The sequence below is a fragment of the Acidovorax benzenivorans genome (genome assembly GCF_028680575.1).
In the GTDB taxonomy this organism is placed as follows: domain Bacteria; phylum Pseudomonadota; class Gammaproteobacteria; order Burkholderiales; family Burkholderiaceae_C; genus Acidovorax; species Acidovorax benzenivorans.
Genome location: NZ_JAPCKI010000005.1, coordinates 99,938 through 115,340, shown reverse-complemented (window position 1 = coordinate 115,340; position 15,403 = coordinate 99,938). Strand labels below are relative to the sequence as shown.

The window sequence follows — 15,403 nt, the reverse complement described above, 5'->3', positions numbered from 1 at the left end:
TCCTGAGGGCATCTATTCATCGGTGTCCATGGGCATGGCACCACACCCCAAGGAGTTTTCATGAGCGTCCAGTTCATCGGCATGATCCAGCCGCACGAAGTGTCTGAAACCATCTCCCGCAAGGGCCCGGCGGTAGACCCCGCCTATGTGCGCGTGTTTGCGCAGGCGCATGAACACGCAGGCTTTGACCGCATCCTGGTGCCTGCCAGCTCCTCCAGCCCCGACACGCTGCTCACCGTGACCTACGCGGCATCTGTCACCGACAAGGTGAAGTTCCTGCTGGCGCACCGCCCCGGCTTTGTGGCCCCCACACTGGCTGCGCGCCAACTGGCCACGCTGGACCATTACACCAACGGCCGCCTGGCTGTGCACTACATCAGCGGCGGCTCTGACGAAGACCAGCAGCGCGATGGCGACTTTTTGAACCACGACGAGCGCTATGCGCGCACCGACGAATACCTCACCGTCTTGCGCCGCGTGTGGGCCGAAGACAAACCCTTTGACCACGAAGGCACCTACTACCGGGCCAAAGGTGTTGTGTCGGAAGTAAAGCCCCTGCAAGGCCAGCGTGTGCCTATCTACTTTGGCGGTGCCTCGGCGCCCGCTCTGCAGGTGGCGGGCAAACATGCCGACGTGTATGCGCTGTGGGGCGAATCTCTGGCGCAGGCGGGGGACTTGGTGCGCCGTGTGCGCGCCGAGGCCACGCTCAACGGCCGTCATGTGGACTTCAGCATCTCGTTCCGGCCCATCCTGGGCAAGACCGAGGACGAAGCGTGGGCCAAGGCCGAGCGCATTCTGGAAGACACGCGCCAGCTGCGCGTGCAGCAAGGCTACTCGCGCGGCGTCGGCCCGCAGCAAAGCGAAGGCGCGCAGCGACTGCTGGCCGATGCCGCCAAGGGCGACCGCGTGGACGAACGCCTGTGGACCGCCATTGCGCGTGAACTGGGCGGTCGATCCAACTCCACATCGTTGGTAGGCACGCCAGAGCAGGTGGCCAACGCACTGCTCAAGTATTACGACCTGGGCATCACCACCTTCCTTATCCGGGGCTTTGACCCGCTGCTGGACACCATCGAATACGGCCGCGAGCTGCTTCCCCTGGTGCGCGCCAAGGTGGCCGAACGCGAAGCCGAACGAGCTGCCCAGTCTGCCGAACGCAAGGCCGCGTGATATCCAGGAACCGACTACTGATGTGCAACCCATGCAACCCGCGAACCCTATGAACCCCGTGATACCGATACGCGCCAACCACAGCAATCGCCGCCGCTGGCTGCAGCAAATGGGCGCTGTATCGCTGGGCATGGCAGGCACCTTGGTGGGTACCGCCAGTTGGGCCCAATCCAGCGGCCAGGCCGCCCTGGTGCTGGGCGACCAGGCCGGTGGCCTGCGCGCATTGTTCGAGGCAGCGCGCACGCTGGAGGGCGCGCCCTTCGCCTGGCGCTGGGCCAACTTCCAGGGCGCGGCCCCGCTTTTTGAAGCGCATCGCAGCGGCGCGGTAGACACCGCCGTAGCGGGCGACCTGCCCGTCCTGGCCGCTGCCGTGGGCAAGACCCCGCTCAAGATCGTGGCCACCCGCGTCGGCCAACCCGACTCGTTGGGCATCGTGGTGCAAGGCGACTCGCCCCTGCGCAGCGTGGCCGACCTGCGGGGCAAGACGGTCATCGTCTCGTCCGCACGCGGCAGCATCTCGCAATACCAGCTCTACGGAGCGTTGGAAGAGGCGGGGGTCAAGCGCGAAGAAGTCACCGTGAAGTTCGTGCTGCCGACGGACGCAGCCGCCGCCTTTGCCTCCAAGCAGATCGACGCCTGGGCCATCTTCGACCCGTACTACACCATCGCCCTGCAACAAGGTGGCCGCATCCTCCGTGACGGGCGCGGCATCAACACTGCGCTAGGCTTCATCACCGCCACCGAAGCGGCGCTGACCAATCCTGGCAAACGCGTCGCCATCGCCCAGTACCTAGACCGCCTCGCCCGCGCCGGCGACTGGGCCTTGGCCAACCGCGAGGCCTATGCACAGGTCTATACGCAGCTCACACGGCTGCCTATCGAGGCCTCGCGCATCATCACGGGGCGCGCCGCCATTGCTGCACGCCCTGTCACGCAGGCTGATATCACAGCTCTGCAAACTGTGGCGGACCGCTCCGCCCGCGATGGCATCCTGCCCGCACGAGTGGATGTGGCGGCGATCACCGATACGGGGGCATGGCGAGCAGCTGCGTGATCAAGTTGCAGCCTCATATCTAAAAAAAAATGGCTACAGCGCTTAATGAATGTGCCTCAATAGCTATTTAAATGATAGCAATTGCTACACAGGTACCCGGCTGCAGACAGCTGCCCCGTCGCTCAGGCCTTTTGAGCGGAGCTGCTGGCGTGCACGCCCATTGCGACCAGTAAGGTGGTGATGGGCAGTCCTGGCGGGGGATGGCGCTTGGCGTTGTACCGCTCCAGCGCGAATCGGATGAAGGTCTCGGGCATGCGCCGCAGCGAGGCTGCTTTCAGCGCGCCTCGGTGGGGCTGCCTGATAGCGCCGCTGCGCGGCTACTGGGAGAGCTACCCAGGCTCTTATGGAGCCCGTTCCACCTGCGCAGTCATCGGAGCTGCCAGCGCGGTCCTGAAGCTCTTGTCCCAGAGCGGCGCCACCTGCGCGGGCCCGTCCAGCACGCCCAGCTGTACGAAAGTGTCAGCCACAGCCTGGTGGCCTGCCACCACCCTGTCGTCCACGGCGCGCAGGTCGTAGTCGGTGCTGCGGTTGTTCCACAGCTCGATCAGGTCGCCCACGGCCACGCGGGTTTCTGCCGACTGGGCCTGGGCATAGGCCAGGTAGTTGCTGTTGGCCCACTGGTAGGCGCGGCGCAGGCGTTGCAGGTAGTCGCTAATGGCGGCGTGCTTGAGCGGGTCGTCCACCGCACGCGGGTTGGCATAGATGGGGAAGTTGCCGGACAGGTAGCCCAGCCCGGTTTTGAGCACGCGCGCGCCATAGCGCAGCCGCGCCAGCTGGCCGTTGTAGCCGTAGATGGCCCAGGCGTCCAGGTCGCCCCGGTCAAAGGCCGAGAGGCCATCGGCCGGGGTGAGGTTGATGGCCTGGATGTCGTTGAAGCCCAGGCCCGCCTCGGCCAGTTGCTTGCTCAAAAAATAGTGCGACGTGGTGGCACGCACATAGCCCACGCGTTTGCCCTTGAGGTCGGCAATGCGCTGGATGGGCGCATCCTTGCGCGCCAGCGTGACCTGGTTGTTGAGGTCTTCGCGCGTGACGGCAATGAAGCGCACCTGCGCCTTCTGGCGCGCGGCAAACAGCGCCGGGATCTCGCTACCAGAGCCCACGTCCAACGCATCGCCGTTCAGGGCCTCGATGTGCAGCACGCCGTTGTTCAGCTCGCGCCATTCAATGCGGTACGGCGTTTGCCCCAGACCTGCGGCGGTGATCAGCGGGCGCCACAGTCCCTTGTAGGTGCCGATGCGCAGCGTCACTTTGGACAGGTCTGCCGCCGTGGGGGCCGGGGGTGCAGCCCAAGCAGGCGCGCTGGCCGTGGCAGCCCAGGCGGCAGCGCCCAGGCTGGCTTGCAGGAGGTGGCGGCGGTTCAGTGGATGGGTGTTTGACATGGCAGTGGGTAAGGCGGGTGAATGAAACAGACCATGAGGTTCTGCCAAGCGCGGCCACTGCGCAAAGACTGTTCCGTAGCATCGATATGCAAGAAATGTGGCGGCCTTGTCGCAACACGGCAGTGACTGTTCGCACCGCAGCCGTACATGCCAAAACCGCATGTGGTCACGCGAAATTCTTCGTTGGCGGGACGGGAGTGGACTTCTATGGTGGACGCATAACGCGTTCTTTTTCTATTGAATCCCACCCCCTATGAAAGTCGTAGCCATGTCCGCAGTTCTCAAGCCCGTGCCCGATGCGTCCGTCAACCCCCACCCACAGCGCAAAGACTGGTTTGACCCCGCCCCGGCACGCCCCACGCTGGAGGCCGAGCGCCGCTACCGCAAAGAGCGCCTGGCCGTGGCCTTTCGGCTGTTTGCGCAGTTTGGTTTTGACTACGGCCTGGCGGGCCACATCACCGCCCGCGACCCGGAGCGGCTGAACCACTTCTGGGTCAACCCGCTGGGCATCCACTTCTCGCAGATCAAGGTGTCTGACCTGCTCTTGGTCAACGCCGCTGGCGAGATCGTGGTGGGTGAAGGGCCACTGAACCGCGCAGCCTTCGCCATCCACGCCGCCCTGCACGAGGTGCGCCCCGATGTGGTGGCTGCCGCCCACACCCATTCCACCTACGGCAAGGCCTGGTCGGCCCTGGGCCGCAAGCTCGACCCGCTCACGCAAGACTCTTGCGTGTTCTATGGCGACCATGGTCTGTTCGACGACTTCAGCGGCGTGGTGCTGGAGACGGACGAAGGCTTTCGCATTGGCAAGGCCCTGGGCCAGCACAAGGCCGTGATCTTGAAGAACCACGGCATCCTCACGGCCGGGCCTTCGGTGGAGTCGGCGGCTTGGTGGTACATCGCGCTAGAGAACGCCTGCCAGGCCCAGCTGCTGGCCGAGGCGGCCGGTACACCCAGCCCGATTTCGCCCGAGGTGGCGGCGCTCACGCATTCGCAAATCGGCCGCCCCGGCGGGGCCGAGCACGCCTTCCAAAGCCTGTACGACATCGTGGTGCGCCAGCAGCCCGAGGTACTGCAGTGAACGCGCCACTGACCTGGGAGCAGACGGCGCGCACGCTGGCGGTGGAGTTTGCCAGCCGCGCTGCGGCGCACGACGCCGAAGGCAGTTTTCCGTTTGAGAACTTTGAGGCGCTGCACCAGGCCGGGCTGCTGACGCTGGCCGCACCCCAGACGCTGGGCGGCCAGGGTGCCACGCTGGCGCAGCTGGGTGCGGTGATTGGCGCCGTTGGCTACGCCTGCCCGGCCACCGCCTTGGTGTTGACCATGCAATACATGCAGCACCGCAGCATGGGCCGTGCACCTCCGGCGCGCTCGTGGCCCGAGCCACTGGCGCGCAAGCTGGTGGCCGAGGCGGCGGCGGGCGTATCCCTCGTCAACGCGCTGCGCGTGGAGCCCGAGCTGGGCTCGCCCGCACGCGGCGGCCTGCCCGCCACCGTGGCGCGGCACACGCCCCAGGGCTGGCGCATCAGCGGCCACAAGGTCTATTCCACCGGATCGCCCATCCTGCGCTGGTACAGCGTGTGGGCCCGCACCGACGAGGCCGTGCCCCGCGTGGGCAATTTTCTGGTGCAGGCCGGTCTGCCCGGCACGCGCATTGTCGAGACCTGGGACCACCTGGGCCTGCGCGCCAGCGGCAGCCATGACGTGGTGTTGGACGACGTGCTCATCCCGCACGACCACGCGCTGGACCTGCGCGCCCCGGCTGACTGGGTGGGGGGTGAGCCCTGGCTGCAGGTGGAGATGGCGGTGATGCTGGGCGCGCTCTACACCGGCGTGGCCCAGGCCGCGCGCGACTGGCTGGTGCGATTTCTGCACGAGCGCAAGCCCGCCAGTCTGGGCGCAGCGCTGGCCACCCTGCCCCGCGCGCAAGAGGCCCTGGGCCACATCGAAGCCCTGCTGCTGACCAACCAGCGCCTGGTGGCCAGCCTGGCCCGCGATGCGGACGAGGGCGCGCCGCTGTCTGCCGTGCACAGCGGCCTCATCAAATCCATCACCACTGGCAACGCTGTGCAGGCGGTGGAGCAGGCCCTGGCCTTGACCAGCAACCACGGCCTGGCCCGCAAGAACCCGCTGGAGCGCCACCTGCGCGACGTGCTGTGCGGCCGCATCCACACGCCTCAAGACGACAGTGCCCGTGTGGCAGCGGGGCGGCTGGCGTTGGGCTTATGAGTGCGCCGGGCATGCACGCAGTTCGAGAGTGAATTTTCGGCCTCTCTGGGGCATTGTTTCCAGCAGTGGCACTGCGCTACAAACCGCATATTCAAGTACCAAACGCTTCGTTGGTTTTTGCGTTGTTGACTGATGGAATGAGGTCAGTTTCATCCTTGACCCATTCAGCATGACCATGCAACGCCGCCAATTCCATCGCCTGCTCACCGCTTCGGTGTCCGCCGCCTCGCTCCTCTCGCCCGTGCTGGTACACGCCCAGACCAAAACCGTATTGCGCGCAGGCGACCAGAAGGGCGGATTGCGCGCCCTACTTGAAGCAGCAGGCGAACTGAAGAATCTTGCTTACGACATCAAGTGGACCGAGTTCCCTGCGGCCGCGCCGTTGGCAGAGGCACTCAATGCAGATGCTGTGGACTTTGGCCCTATTGGGGATGCACCACTTCTTTTCACTCTGGCTGCAGGCAGCCGCGTCAAGGCCTTCGCGGCCAATCGCTCTGACGCATATGGCACGGCCATCCTGGTATCACCGGAATCGCCCCTCAAAGACGCCAGCAGCCTCAGGGGCAAGAGCATCGCCACAAATCGCGGCTCCATTGGTCACTTCGTCACACTCAAGGCGCTGGAATCCGTGGGCCTTACGGCTGACGATGTGCAGATCAAGTTCATTCCACCGGCCGATGCCAAGCTCGCACTCACACAGGGGGCTGTGGACGCCTGGGCCACATGGGAGCCCTATACAGCGCTGGCCGAAACCAGCAAACACGCTCGCGTGCTGGTCAACGGGCGAGGCCTGTCGTCCGGATTGAGCTTTCTGGCCGCTACCGACTCGGCCTTGCTGAACAAGCGCTCCATCCTGCAGGACTTCAAGGGGCGCGTCGAACGCGCACAGGTCTGGTCATACAAGCACCCTGCGGAATTTGGCGCAGCACTGGCCCGCATTGTCGGCATTCCAGAAGAGGCAGCACGACTGCAGTTTGAGCGAAGGGCCACACGCTGGGTGCCAATAGATGCGCAAGTGATAACGGATCAGCAGCGCACAGCGGACTTCTATCTCAAGGTGGGGCTAGTCAAGCAAAAGCTGGATGTCAGCAAGACCTTTGACAGCCAATTTTCCGGTCAAGCCTGATCGATTGCGCTGTTGCACGGGCAACAAGCACGTCTTCATCTCGGCACTCGACTGCAGAGGTTTCCGGAACTACTCTCGCACCGAGAAGCGGCTGGCTGAACACCCGAAAGCCTAGCGAGATAGTTGTCCATGCGATTCAATCACGAACTTTGTAGGTGATCCCGCGTCGAACTGTGCATCCCCTTCAGGGGCCTGGTTGAGCGACAGATCTGGTTCTGTGGCCAACAACCTTGACCCTACAAATTTCTCCACACTCTGGACATCCGACAGGGTCAAACGCAAAACGTCCATAGCGCGAACCCTGCTGCGCCATATCCGCCGTCGCGACCAGAAAGAAGATGGGGCGGTGCTCCGTGTGGATTCAGGGTTGAGAGGAGCGAGTCGCAATCCAGCGGCTCTCTTCAATCAGCTCTTGTAACCCAGCCTGGATGATGTCCAAGGTAGGCTTGTCAACCAACTGGCCCTCTTGAATACGCGTTGCCACTCCAGCAATCGCGATATGTTGGCGCACCAAAGGGCGCGCCAGCGTAGCTGCCAATGCGTCACGAATCTGGGCTTGTGCGCGCACGCCCCCAGCTGTGCCTGGCGACGCTGTCATGACGAGGGCGGGCTTGCCCTTGAGCGGCGATGCAAAGCCAGGGCGCGACGCCCAGTCAATGGCATTCTTGAGCACTCCCGGTATTCCGTAGTTGTATTCAGGCGAACAGAAAACCAGGCCATCGGCGCTCTCGATCGCTCGCTTGAGCTGCGCCACTGCGGCGGGTGGTTGATCCCCGTCCAGATCGGCGTTGTACAAGGGAATCTCGTCGAGAGGGAACAATTCCAGTGTCGCCTCCGGCGGCAGCAGAGGCTGCAGGCTGCGCAGCACGGCCGAGCAATGCGAGGCGCGGCGGATGCTGCCCGAGATGGCCAAGAGGCGCACTGGGGATGGGGTCGAGGCGGTGGTCACTGAGGTTTTCTCCTTATTTCAATGGGCCAAGTTTATGCATAAAATTCAAAACATGTATAAAAATGACACTTCCCAGCGCACCCCGCCCCTGGTGGATCAAGCCTTTGCGCAATTGCGCAGGGATGTGTTGAGCGGCACCTACAGCCCAGGCGCCAAGCTCAAGCTCGATGAATTGCAAGCCGCCTATGGCTTTTCAAGCAGTCCTCTGCGAGAAGCACTGAGCCGTCTGGCCCAGGAAGGGCTGATCCGCGCCGACGAGCGCCGGGGGTTTCGCGTTACGGCGATCTCTGCAGAAGATTTGATGGATATCACCCGCATGCGGGTCATGCTCGATGTGCAGGCGCTGCGCGAGTCCATAGAGCACGGAGATGACGCATGGGAAGCGCAGGTCGTGGCAGCCTTCCACCGCCTTGAAAAGGTGGAAGGTCGGCTGAGCGATGGGCCGGTCGTTTTGGATCAGGGATGGACCGACGTACACACGGCCTTTCACATGGCCCTGATATCGGCAAGCCCCTCGGAGCGCCTGCGCACCTGGAGTGCCAGTCTCTTTGACCAAGCAGAGCGCTACCGGCGATTTTCTGCACGTTATCGGAAAACCTTCAAGAACAAATCCAGCGAGCACCGCAAGCTCATGGATGCCACTTTGCGGCGCGATGCGGACACCGCCTGTGCGCTGTTGCGAGAGCACATCTTGGGCACGGAGCGCAATGTGCTGGCCGTGCTGAGCAAGGTGGAACCTGATCGCGGCGGCTGAGCGTCGCCTCACAATTGCACACTAGGCCTTTGCCTGGTGGCGGCCATGGAGACCGTCTTTCCACGGACGATCCCCTCATTCTTCAACGCACGCCGCTCCCGCGGCACACAGCCCGCAGGCCTCGCACTGCGGGCTTTTTTGCTTCTGGGTTCCTCTCCTTTTACGTGGGCTGCGCAGCCTTCTGCAACTCGTTCCACACAAGTTCCCGGAAATTGCTCGGTAGAAACCACTATGCATGAAACATGTTTTATGCATAAAAATAACTTCATGCATTTGTCTGGGCAATGCGGGGTTGTTAGATCACTCCCCTCCGCGCCTCTTTCCATCCCTCTCTAAGGAAACCCATGAAACTGATGTCCTACTCGATCGGCGGCCGTGAAACCTGGGGTGTCGTCCTCGGCGACGGCGTGGCCGAACTGGCCGGTCGCACTGGCCAGGCCACCTTGGCCGACTTCATTGCCAGCCCGGATTTCCAACGCCGTGATGCGCTGGTGGAGGGGCTCAAGGCTGATGCGAAATTGGCTGAAGTGACCTTCTTGCCTGTGATTCCCCGTCCAGAAAAGATCGTCTGCGCGGTGCGCAACTACATGGATCACCACCAGGAAGTGCTCGCCGCAGGCATGCAGCGCGAGTTGTCCGAGCAGCCACCGATCTTCTTGCGCGTGTGGCGTTCGCAGACACCCCATCAAGGCCCCATCATCCGCCCCCACGTTTCGGAGTCGCTGGACTGGGAAGGCGAGCTGGCGGTGGTGATCGGCAAGGAAGGTCGCGACATCAGCGAGGCAGACGCCTGGTCTCACATTGCCGGCTACAGCTGCTACAACGACGCCAGCGTGCGCGAGTGGCAGTTCCACGCCAAGCAAATCGCATCCGGAAAAAACTTTGAATCCACCGGCGCCTTCGGCCCCTGGATGGTGACGGCCGACGAGATCGCACCGGGCCGGGAACTCAAGCTGGAGACACGTCTGAACGGCGCCGTAGTGCAGTCCAGCCACACGGGACACATGATCTTCCCCATCCCCCGACTGATCGCCTACGCCTCCACCATCTTCACGCTGGTGCCGGGCGACGTGATCATTACCGGCACCCCGGCTGGCGTGGGCTGGAGCAAAAAGCCGCAGCAGTTCATGAAGCCGGGTGACGTGGTGGAAGTGGAAATCGAAGCCATTGGTGTGCTGCGCAATCCGGTGGTTGCGCAGGGCTGATCCCCATCCGTCCACCGTCACCTTTTCGACCTTCCACCCAATCCCTGCAAGGGCAGAGCCAGGTCCCATGCGGCCGCCGCCCACGGAGACAAATACGATGCACAGAAGACATGTCCTGGCCGCCTGTGGCGCGGCTGCCCTTGGATGGCCGACTTTGTCGGCCTGGGCCCAGGCGTACCCCGAGCGAGCCATCAAGCTCTACCAGGGGTTTGCCCCCGGCGGCAACGCCGACGCTATCGCCCGCGCCGTTGGAACGGAAATGGCCAAAGCCTTGGGCCAGCCGGTCGTGGTGGAAGCACAGTCGGGCGCGGGGGGGACCATCGCAGCCACCACGGTGGCACGCGCCAAACCCGATGGGTACTCGCTGCTGCTGGCCACCGGTGGCCATGCCGTGGCGGGCGCCCTGTACAACACGCTGCCCTACAAATCGGTGGCGGACTTCGAGATGGTTTCCACCATCACCTTCTTTCCCTTCTTGATGGTGGTCAACGCCAACTCAAAGATTCAGAGTCTGCGCGAAGTGATCGCCAACGCACAGGCAGCGCCGGGATCGGTGGGGTACGGCACTGCGGGTGTCGGCTCCACCCACCATTTGGCGGGCGAGTTGCTGGCCAAGATGGCCCGCGTGAGCCTGCTGCACGTACCCTATCGGGGCGATGCTGCATCGATCACCGCCTTGTTGGCGGGCGATGTGCCTTTCATCATCGCGCCTCCTACTGCGGTGTTGACCAACATCCAGGCCGGCAAACTACGTGCCATTGCTACCACGGGGCTGCAGCGGTGGCCCGGCCTGCCCAACGTCCCTACTGTGGCGGAGCAAGGCGTGACGGGGTACGACGTGCGGTCGTGGGCAGGTTTGATGGCCCCGACAGGCACGCCCCGTGCGGTCGTGGAACGCCTCCATGCCGAGGTTCTCCGCGCGCTGCAAGCGCCCGCCGTGCGCCAACGCCTGGAAGACATGGGGGGCGAGGCACGAGGGAGCACGCCCGAAGAAATGAAAACCATGGTGAGCCACGAAATCGAAAAATGGCAGCAGGTGGTGGCCGACGCCAAGATACCCAAACAATGATTGCCACCAGTTTCATCGAAGGACCTATTGCATGACCTTGATCGCTATCCGCAAGCGCAGCTTGACCATCGAAACGGTTTACCACGAAGGCGGCCCGCCGCCGCAGACCCCACTGCGCGTCGCCTCTGCCTGTGCTGTGATTCGCAATCCCTACGCCGGCCGGTATGAGCCGGACCTCTTGCCTTTCATGGCCGAGCTGCGCAGCCTGGGCACGACGCTTGCCGAAGAACTTGTCGCGGTGCTGGGCCAGGACAACGTGCAGGCCTACAGCAAGGCAGCGATTGTTGGTGTCAACGGCGAGCTGGAACACGGTGCCGTCTGGCACGAAGCTGGCGGCTGGGCGATGCGCCAGGTGCTGGGTGAGCCCAAGGCTATCGTGCCGTCGGCCAAGGTCGTCGCAGCGACGGGCTACCGGTTGGTGGTGCCGCTGCACTACATCCATGCGGCCTATGTCCGTAGCCATTTCAACAGTGCCGAGGTCGGCATCCAGGATGCACCGCGCCCCGACGAGATCCTCTTTGCGCTGGTGATGGCCGATGGCGGTCGCATCCATGCGCGCCTGGGCGGGCTCACGCGTGAGCAGGTTTCCGTACACGACGGCCAACGCTGAGGGTGAAGATGGCGACCTCTTCTGAAGGCACGATGAAAGCCGTGCAACTGCGGGTGACGGGTGGTCCAGAAGTACTGTCCTGGGTCGATCTGCCGATGCCCCAGCCCGGACCGGCCCAGGTGCGCGTGCGAGCGCATGCCATTGGTGCGGGCGGCCCGGACGTGCTGATCCGCAACGGAACCTACAAATGGATGCCGCCGCTGCCAGCCATACCCGGCAATGAGCTGGCCGGAGTCGTGGACGCCGTGGGCCCGGGCGTGGCACGGCTGCAAGTAGGGGATCGGGTGCTGGTAAGTGCGCGCGAGCTGCCCCAGCGCGGCGGCTGCTATGTGCAGGCCATCTGCGTGCCGGAGTCGGTGCCTTTTGTGCTGCCCTCCAGCATCGCGTGGGAAGACGCGGTGAGCCTGGGCAACTTCCAGTTGGCCCTTGCTCTGCTGGCCAGCAACGGCAACCTGCCGGCCCAGGCCATCCTGGTGCCGGGCGCAGCCGGTGGGGTGGCCACAGCGCTCGCGCAGGTAGCGCGCTCGCGTGGCCTGCGGGTGATCGGCACCGCCTCCACGCCAGTGAAGCGGGCATTCGCATTGGAGAACGGTGTGACCGACTTGGTGGACGGCGACGTGCAGGCGCTGCCGCAGCGGGTGATGGAGCTGACCGGTGGCCGCGGCGTGGACCTGGCTTTCGACCACGTGGGTGCCGCGCTCTTCATCGCCTGCCTGCGCTCGCTCGCGCCGTCGGGCATGGCCGTGTCGTACAACATTCTGGGTGGCCCGCCTTCGGCCGACGTGTTCGATGAGTTGCGCAAGCTGCTCGCTAAAAGCCTGGCCATCCGCACCTTCTCCATCCACGCGGTGGACGCCGATGTGGCGCAGCGCCGTGGGTTGATGGAGCAGGCCATCGCCCTCATGGCCAGCGGCCAGGTGCGTGCGCCGCGCTCCATGCGCATGCCGCTGGCAGAGGCCCGCCGGGCCCACGAGCTTCTCGACAGCGGTGGCACGCTCGGCAAGCTGGTCCTCATCCCCTGAACCCATGGAGTCCGACACCGTGAACCCACCCTATACCGCCAACCTCTCCCATTGCGGCATCTTCTGCCGTGACCTGGAGGTGATGAAGACCTTCTACACCGGTGTGTTCGACATGCAGGAGACCGACCGGGGCGAGGGCGTGACCTTCCGTTTCGAGATCGTGTTCCTGAGCGGGCGCGACGACCAGCACCACCAGCTGGCTCTGGCCGGGGGCCGTGGAGCGGACGCACCCAGTACGGTGATGCAGTTGTCCTTCAAAGTCCAGACCCTCGACCACCTGCGCGAGGCCCGCCGCCGCGCTCTGGCCCTGGGTGCAACGAAGATGCGCGGCCTCAACCACGGCAACGCGATATCCATCTACTGCATGGACCCGGAAGACAACACCGTGGAGATTTACCTGGACACCCCTTGGTACGTGAGTCAACCACACGGCGACCCCTTGGACCTGGATCAGACCGACGAAGCCATCTGGTCCCAGACAGAGCGCGTTGTGCGTTCGGACCCTAGCTTTATGCCGGTATCCGAATGGGCCGCGCAGTTTGCGAAACGAAAAGCGGCTTTGAAGGCGAGGAGCATGTAGAGAAGACAGCCTTTCGTGATGACACGGAACTCTCGGGTTGAGCGTCGTTGCCTACCCACCACGCTTCAACCTGCTTGCACTACTGCAGATGCTTCTTGGACCGCTGTGACCGCCTTCCACACAAGTGCGAGGTGAATGCAGCGTGACTCTATTAGGCAAGAATATAAAGGCCATCGGCAGCACATCTCTCACTCCACAGTCACGGATTTTGCGAGGTTCCTAGGCTTATCTACATCCGTCCCCCGCGCGCACGCCGTGTGATACGCCAGCAGCTGCAGCGGCACCACGTGCAGCAGCGGGCTCAAGGGGCCGTAGTGCTCGGGCATGCGGATCACGTGCAGACCCTCGCTGCTTTCGATGCGGGTGTCGGCGTCGGCCAGCACATACAACACGCCGGCGCGGGCACGCACCTCCTGCATGTTGCTCTTGAGCTTTTCCAGCAGCGCATCGTTAGGCGCCACGGTGACGACGGGCATGGCGCTCGTCACCAAGGCCAAGGGGCCGTGCTTGAGTTCACCGGCCGGGTAGGCCTCGGCGTGGATGTAGCTGATTTCCTTGAGTTTCAAGGCGCCTTCGAGTGCGATGGGGTAGTGCAGGCCCCGGCCCAGGAAGAGTGCGTTTTCCATGCGTGCAAAGTCTTCGGCCCAGCTGATGATTTGTGGCTCCAGCGCCAGCACGGCTTGCAAGGCCACGGGCAGGTGGCGCATGGTTTTGAGGTGGGCGGCCTCCTGCGCGTCGCTCAGTCGGCCTTTGGATTGGGCCAGCGCCAGCGTCAATAGGAACAAGCCTGCCAGCTGCGTGGTGAAGGCCTTGGTGCTGGCCACGCCAATCTCGACCCCGGCGCGTGTGATGTAGGCCAGCTTGCATTCGCGCACCATGGCGCTGGTGGCCACGTTGCAGATGGTGAGCGTGTGTTGCATTCCCAACGACTGCGCATGGCGCAGCGCGGCCAGGGTGTCTGCCGTTTCGCCGCTCTGGCTGATGGTGACGACCAGGGTGCGTGGGTTGGGCACACTGGTGCGGTAGCGGTATTCGCTGGCCACCTCGACCTGCGTGGGGATGCCCGCGATGTCTTCGAGCCAGTATTTGGCGGTGCAACCGCTGTAGTAGCTGGTGCCGCAGGCAAGGATCAATACGTTGTCGATCTCCTTGAACACGCGCCATGCGGCGGCGCCGGGCTCGCCGTGCAGGCCTGCGCCGTCAAACAACTCAGGCACGATGCCTTCCACGCCTTCGAGCGTGTCGGCAATGGCGCGGGGCTGCTCGAAGATTTCTTTTTGCATGTAGTGGCGGTAGGGGCCCAGCTCGGCGGCTCCGCTGTGGGCTAACACGGTGCGCACGGGGCGCTGTGCGGGGGGCAGCGCGTTGCCGTCCTTGCCCACGATCCAGTAGCGGCCCAGTTGCAGGTCCACCAGGTCGCCCTCTTCCAGGTACACGATTTGGTCGGTGACGCCCGCCAGGGCCATGGCGTCACTGGCCAGAAAGTGCTCGCGCGACGCCGAAGCCCCGACGGCGGCATCCTTGCCAACCCCCAGGATCAGTGGCGACCCGGCGCGTGCGCCCACCACGCGGTGGGGTTCGTCCTTGTGCATGACGGCGATGGCGTAGGCGCCATGCAGTTCGGCCACGGTGGCCTGCACGGCTTCGAACAGGTCGCCGCTGTAGTGGCTGTCTACTAGGTGGGCGATGACCTCGGTGTCGGTCTGGCTCGCAAACACATAGCCACGCGCCTGCAGGCGGGTGCGCAGTTCTTCGTGGTTTTCGATGATGCCGTTGTGCACCAGCGCTACGCGGCCTGTGGCCTGCGCGTGGGCGTCCGCTCCCGTGCCGTGGCTGAAATGCGGGTGGGCGTTGTGCACAGCGGGCGCGCCGTGGGTGGCCCAACGGGTGTGGGCAATGCCAGTGGCGCCGTCGATGTGTTCGGTGCTCACCTGCTCCAGCAGCTCTGCCACGCGGGCGGTGCTGCGGGCGCGCTGCAAACCGGCGGGGCGCGTGGCGTCCAGGCTGGACGCATGTACGGCCACGCCGCAGGAGTCATAGCCCCGATATTCAAGCCGCTGCAGGCCCTGCACGAGGATGGGAACGATGTTGCGCGTGGAGACTGCGCCGACGATGCCGCACATGGTGATTGCCTCTGGGTTGGATTGGATGGGGCGATCGTAGGCAGCACATTGAAAAATTATTGATTTATATTGGCATAAATTTGAAATTTAATTTCATCATTCTCTATTGATGAAATTTTCACTCAATTTCATT

The 15,403-nt window shown here is 63.9% G+C and carries 15 protein-coding genes; 11 read left to right on the top strand and 4 right to left on the bottom strand.

The features are described 5' to 3' along the window. Nucleotides 1-60: 60 nt before the first annotated feature. Nucleotides 61-1,170, top strand: coding sequence for an LLM class flavin-dependent oxidoreductase (locus tag OIN59_RS10810; protein ID WP_274110121.1), 1,110 nt, complete (start codon nt 61-63; stop codon nt 1,168-1,170). A gap of 31 nt (nt 1,171-1,201) precedes the next feature. After that, nucleotides 1,202-2,224, top strand: coding sequence for an ABC transporter substrate-binding protein (locus OIN59_RS10805; RefSeq protein WP_274110119.1), 1,023 nt, complete (start codon nt 1,202-1,204; stop codon nt 2,222-2,224). Nucleotides 2,225-2,346: 122 nt separating this feature from the next. Here the strand turns inward: OIN59_RS10805 and OIN59_RS10800 are convergent, their stop codons facing one another. Then, nucleotides 2,347-2,478 (bottom strand): hypothetical protein, encoded by a 132-nt coding sequence (locus OIN59_RS10800; RefSeq protein WP_274110117.1) that lies wholly within the window; start codon nt 2,476-2,478, stop codon nt 2,347-2,349. Nucleotides 2,479-2,565: 87 nt separating this feature from the next. Then, entirely contained in the window at nt 2,566-3,603 is a 1,038-nt protein-coding gene (locus OIN59_RS10795; RefSeq protein WP_274110115.1) for an ABC transporter substrate-binding protein, read from the bottom strand. A 268-nt stretch (nt 3,604-3,871) separates the two neighbouring features. On the opposite strand from OIN59_RS10795, the gene OIN59_RS10790 reads away from it, so the two are divergent. The 3 genes from OIN59_RS10790 (at nt 3,872) to OIN59_RS10780 (ending at nt 6,958) form a co-directional block, all read left to right on the top strand. After that, nucleotides 3,872-4,684, top strand: a complete 813-nt coding sequence (locus OIN59_RS10790; RefSeq protein ID WP_274110113.1) for a class II aldolase/adducin family protein — start codon at nt 3,872-3,874, stop codon at nt 4,682-4,684. After that, complete coding sequence (locus OIN59_RS10785; protein ID WP_274110111.1) at nt 4,681-5,832, top strand: acyl-CoA dehydrogenase family protein; 1,152 nt, start codon at nt 4,681-4,683, stop codon at nt 5,830-5,832. The genes OIN59_RS10790 and OIN59_RS10785 overlap by 4 nt, the downstream gene beginning before the upstream one ends. A gap of 175 nt (nt 5,833-6,007) precedes the next feature. Continuing rightward, nucleotides 6,008-6,958: an ABC transporter substrate-binding protein gene (locus OIN59_RS10780; RefSeq protein ID WP_407655084.1), complete on the top strand. Its 951-nt coding sequence runs from the start codon at nt 6,008-6,010 to the stop codon at nt 6,956-6,958. Between the two features lie 361 nt (nt 6,959-7,319). Here OIN59_RS10780 and OIN59_RS10775 read toward each other — a convergent pair whose 3' ends face one another. Next, a complete protein-coding gene (locus OIN59_RS10775; RefSeq protein WP_274110107.1) occupies nt 7,320-7,826 on the bottom strand; it encodes an NADPH-dependent FMN reductase in 507 nt (168 codons plus the stop codon). A gap of 115 nt (nt 7,827-7,941) precedes the next feature. Here OIN59_RS10775 and OIN59_RS10770 point away from each other — a divergent pair, with 115 nt between their 5' ends. From OIN59_RS10770 to OIN59_RS10745, 6 genes are all read left to right on the top strand, one after another. Further along, the gene (locus OIN59_RS10770) at nt 7,942-8,661 is read left to right on the top strand and encodes a GntR family transcriptional regulator (protein WP_274110567.1); all 720 of its coding nucleotides are present in this window, start codon (nt 7,942-7,944) and stop codon (nt 8,659-8,661) included. Nucleotides 8,662-9,005: 344 nt separating this feature from the next. Then, nucleotides 9,006-9,866 carry a fumarylacetoacetate hydrolase family protein gene (locus OIN59_RS10765; RefSeq protein WP_274110105.1) on the top strand — a complete coding sequence of 287 codons (861 nt, stop codon included), beginning with the start codon at nt 9,006-9,008 and terminating at the stop codon, nt 9,864-9,866. A 97-nt stretch (nt 9,867-9,963) separates the two neighbouring features. Then, nucleotides 9,964-10,935, top strand: coding sequence for a tripartite tricarboxylate transporter substrate binding protein (locus OIN59_RS10760; RefSeq protein ID WP_274110103.1), 972 nt, complete (start codon nt 9,964-9,966; stop codon nt 10,933-10,935). Nucleotides 10,936-10,966: 31 nt separating this feature from the next. Further along, nucleotides 10,967-11,545: an amino acid synthesis family protein gene (locus OIN59_RS10755; protein WP_274110101.1), complete on the top strand. Its 579-nt coding sequence runs from the start codon at nt 10,967-10,969 to the stop codon at nt 11,543-11,545. Between the two features lie 8 nt (nt 11,546-11,553). After that, nucleotides 11,554-12,567 carry a zinc-dependent alcohol dehydrogenase family protein gene (locus OIN59_RS10750; RefSeq protein ID WP_274110099.1) on the top strand — a complete coding sequence of 338 codons (1,014 nt, stop codon included), beginning with the start codon at nt 11,554-11,556 and terminating at the stop codon, nt 12,565-12,567. A gap of 19 nt (nt 12,568-12,586) precedes the next feature. Next, nucleotides 12,587-13,147, top strand: a complete 561-nt coding sequence (locus tag OIN59_RS10745) for a VOC family protein (protein WP_274110097.1) — start codon at nt 12,587-12,589, stop codon at nt 13,145-13,147. 188 nt (nt 13,148-13,335) lie between these two features. On the opposite strand, the gene glmS is transcribed toward OIN59_RS10745, so the two are convergent. Then, a complete protein-coding gene (glmS, locus tag OIN59_RS10740) occupies nt 13,336-15,270 on the bottom strand; it encodes a glutamine--fructose-6-phosphate transaminase (isomerizing) (protein ID WP_274110096.1) in 1,935 nt (644 codons plus the stop codon). Between the last annotated feature and the right edge of the window lie 133 nt (nt 15,271-15,403).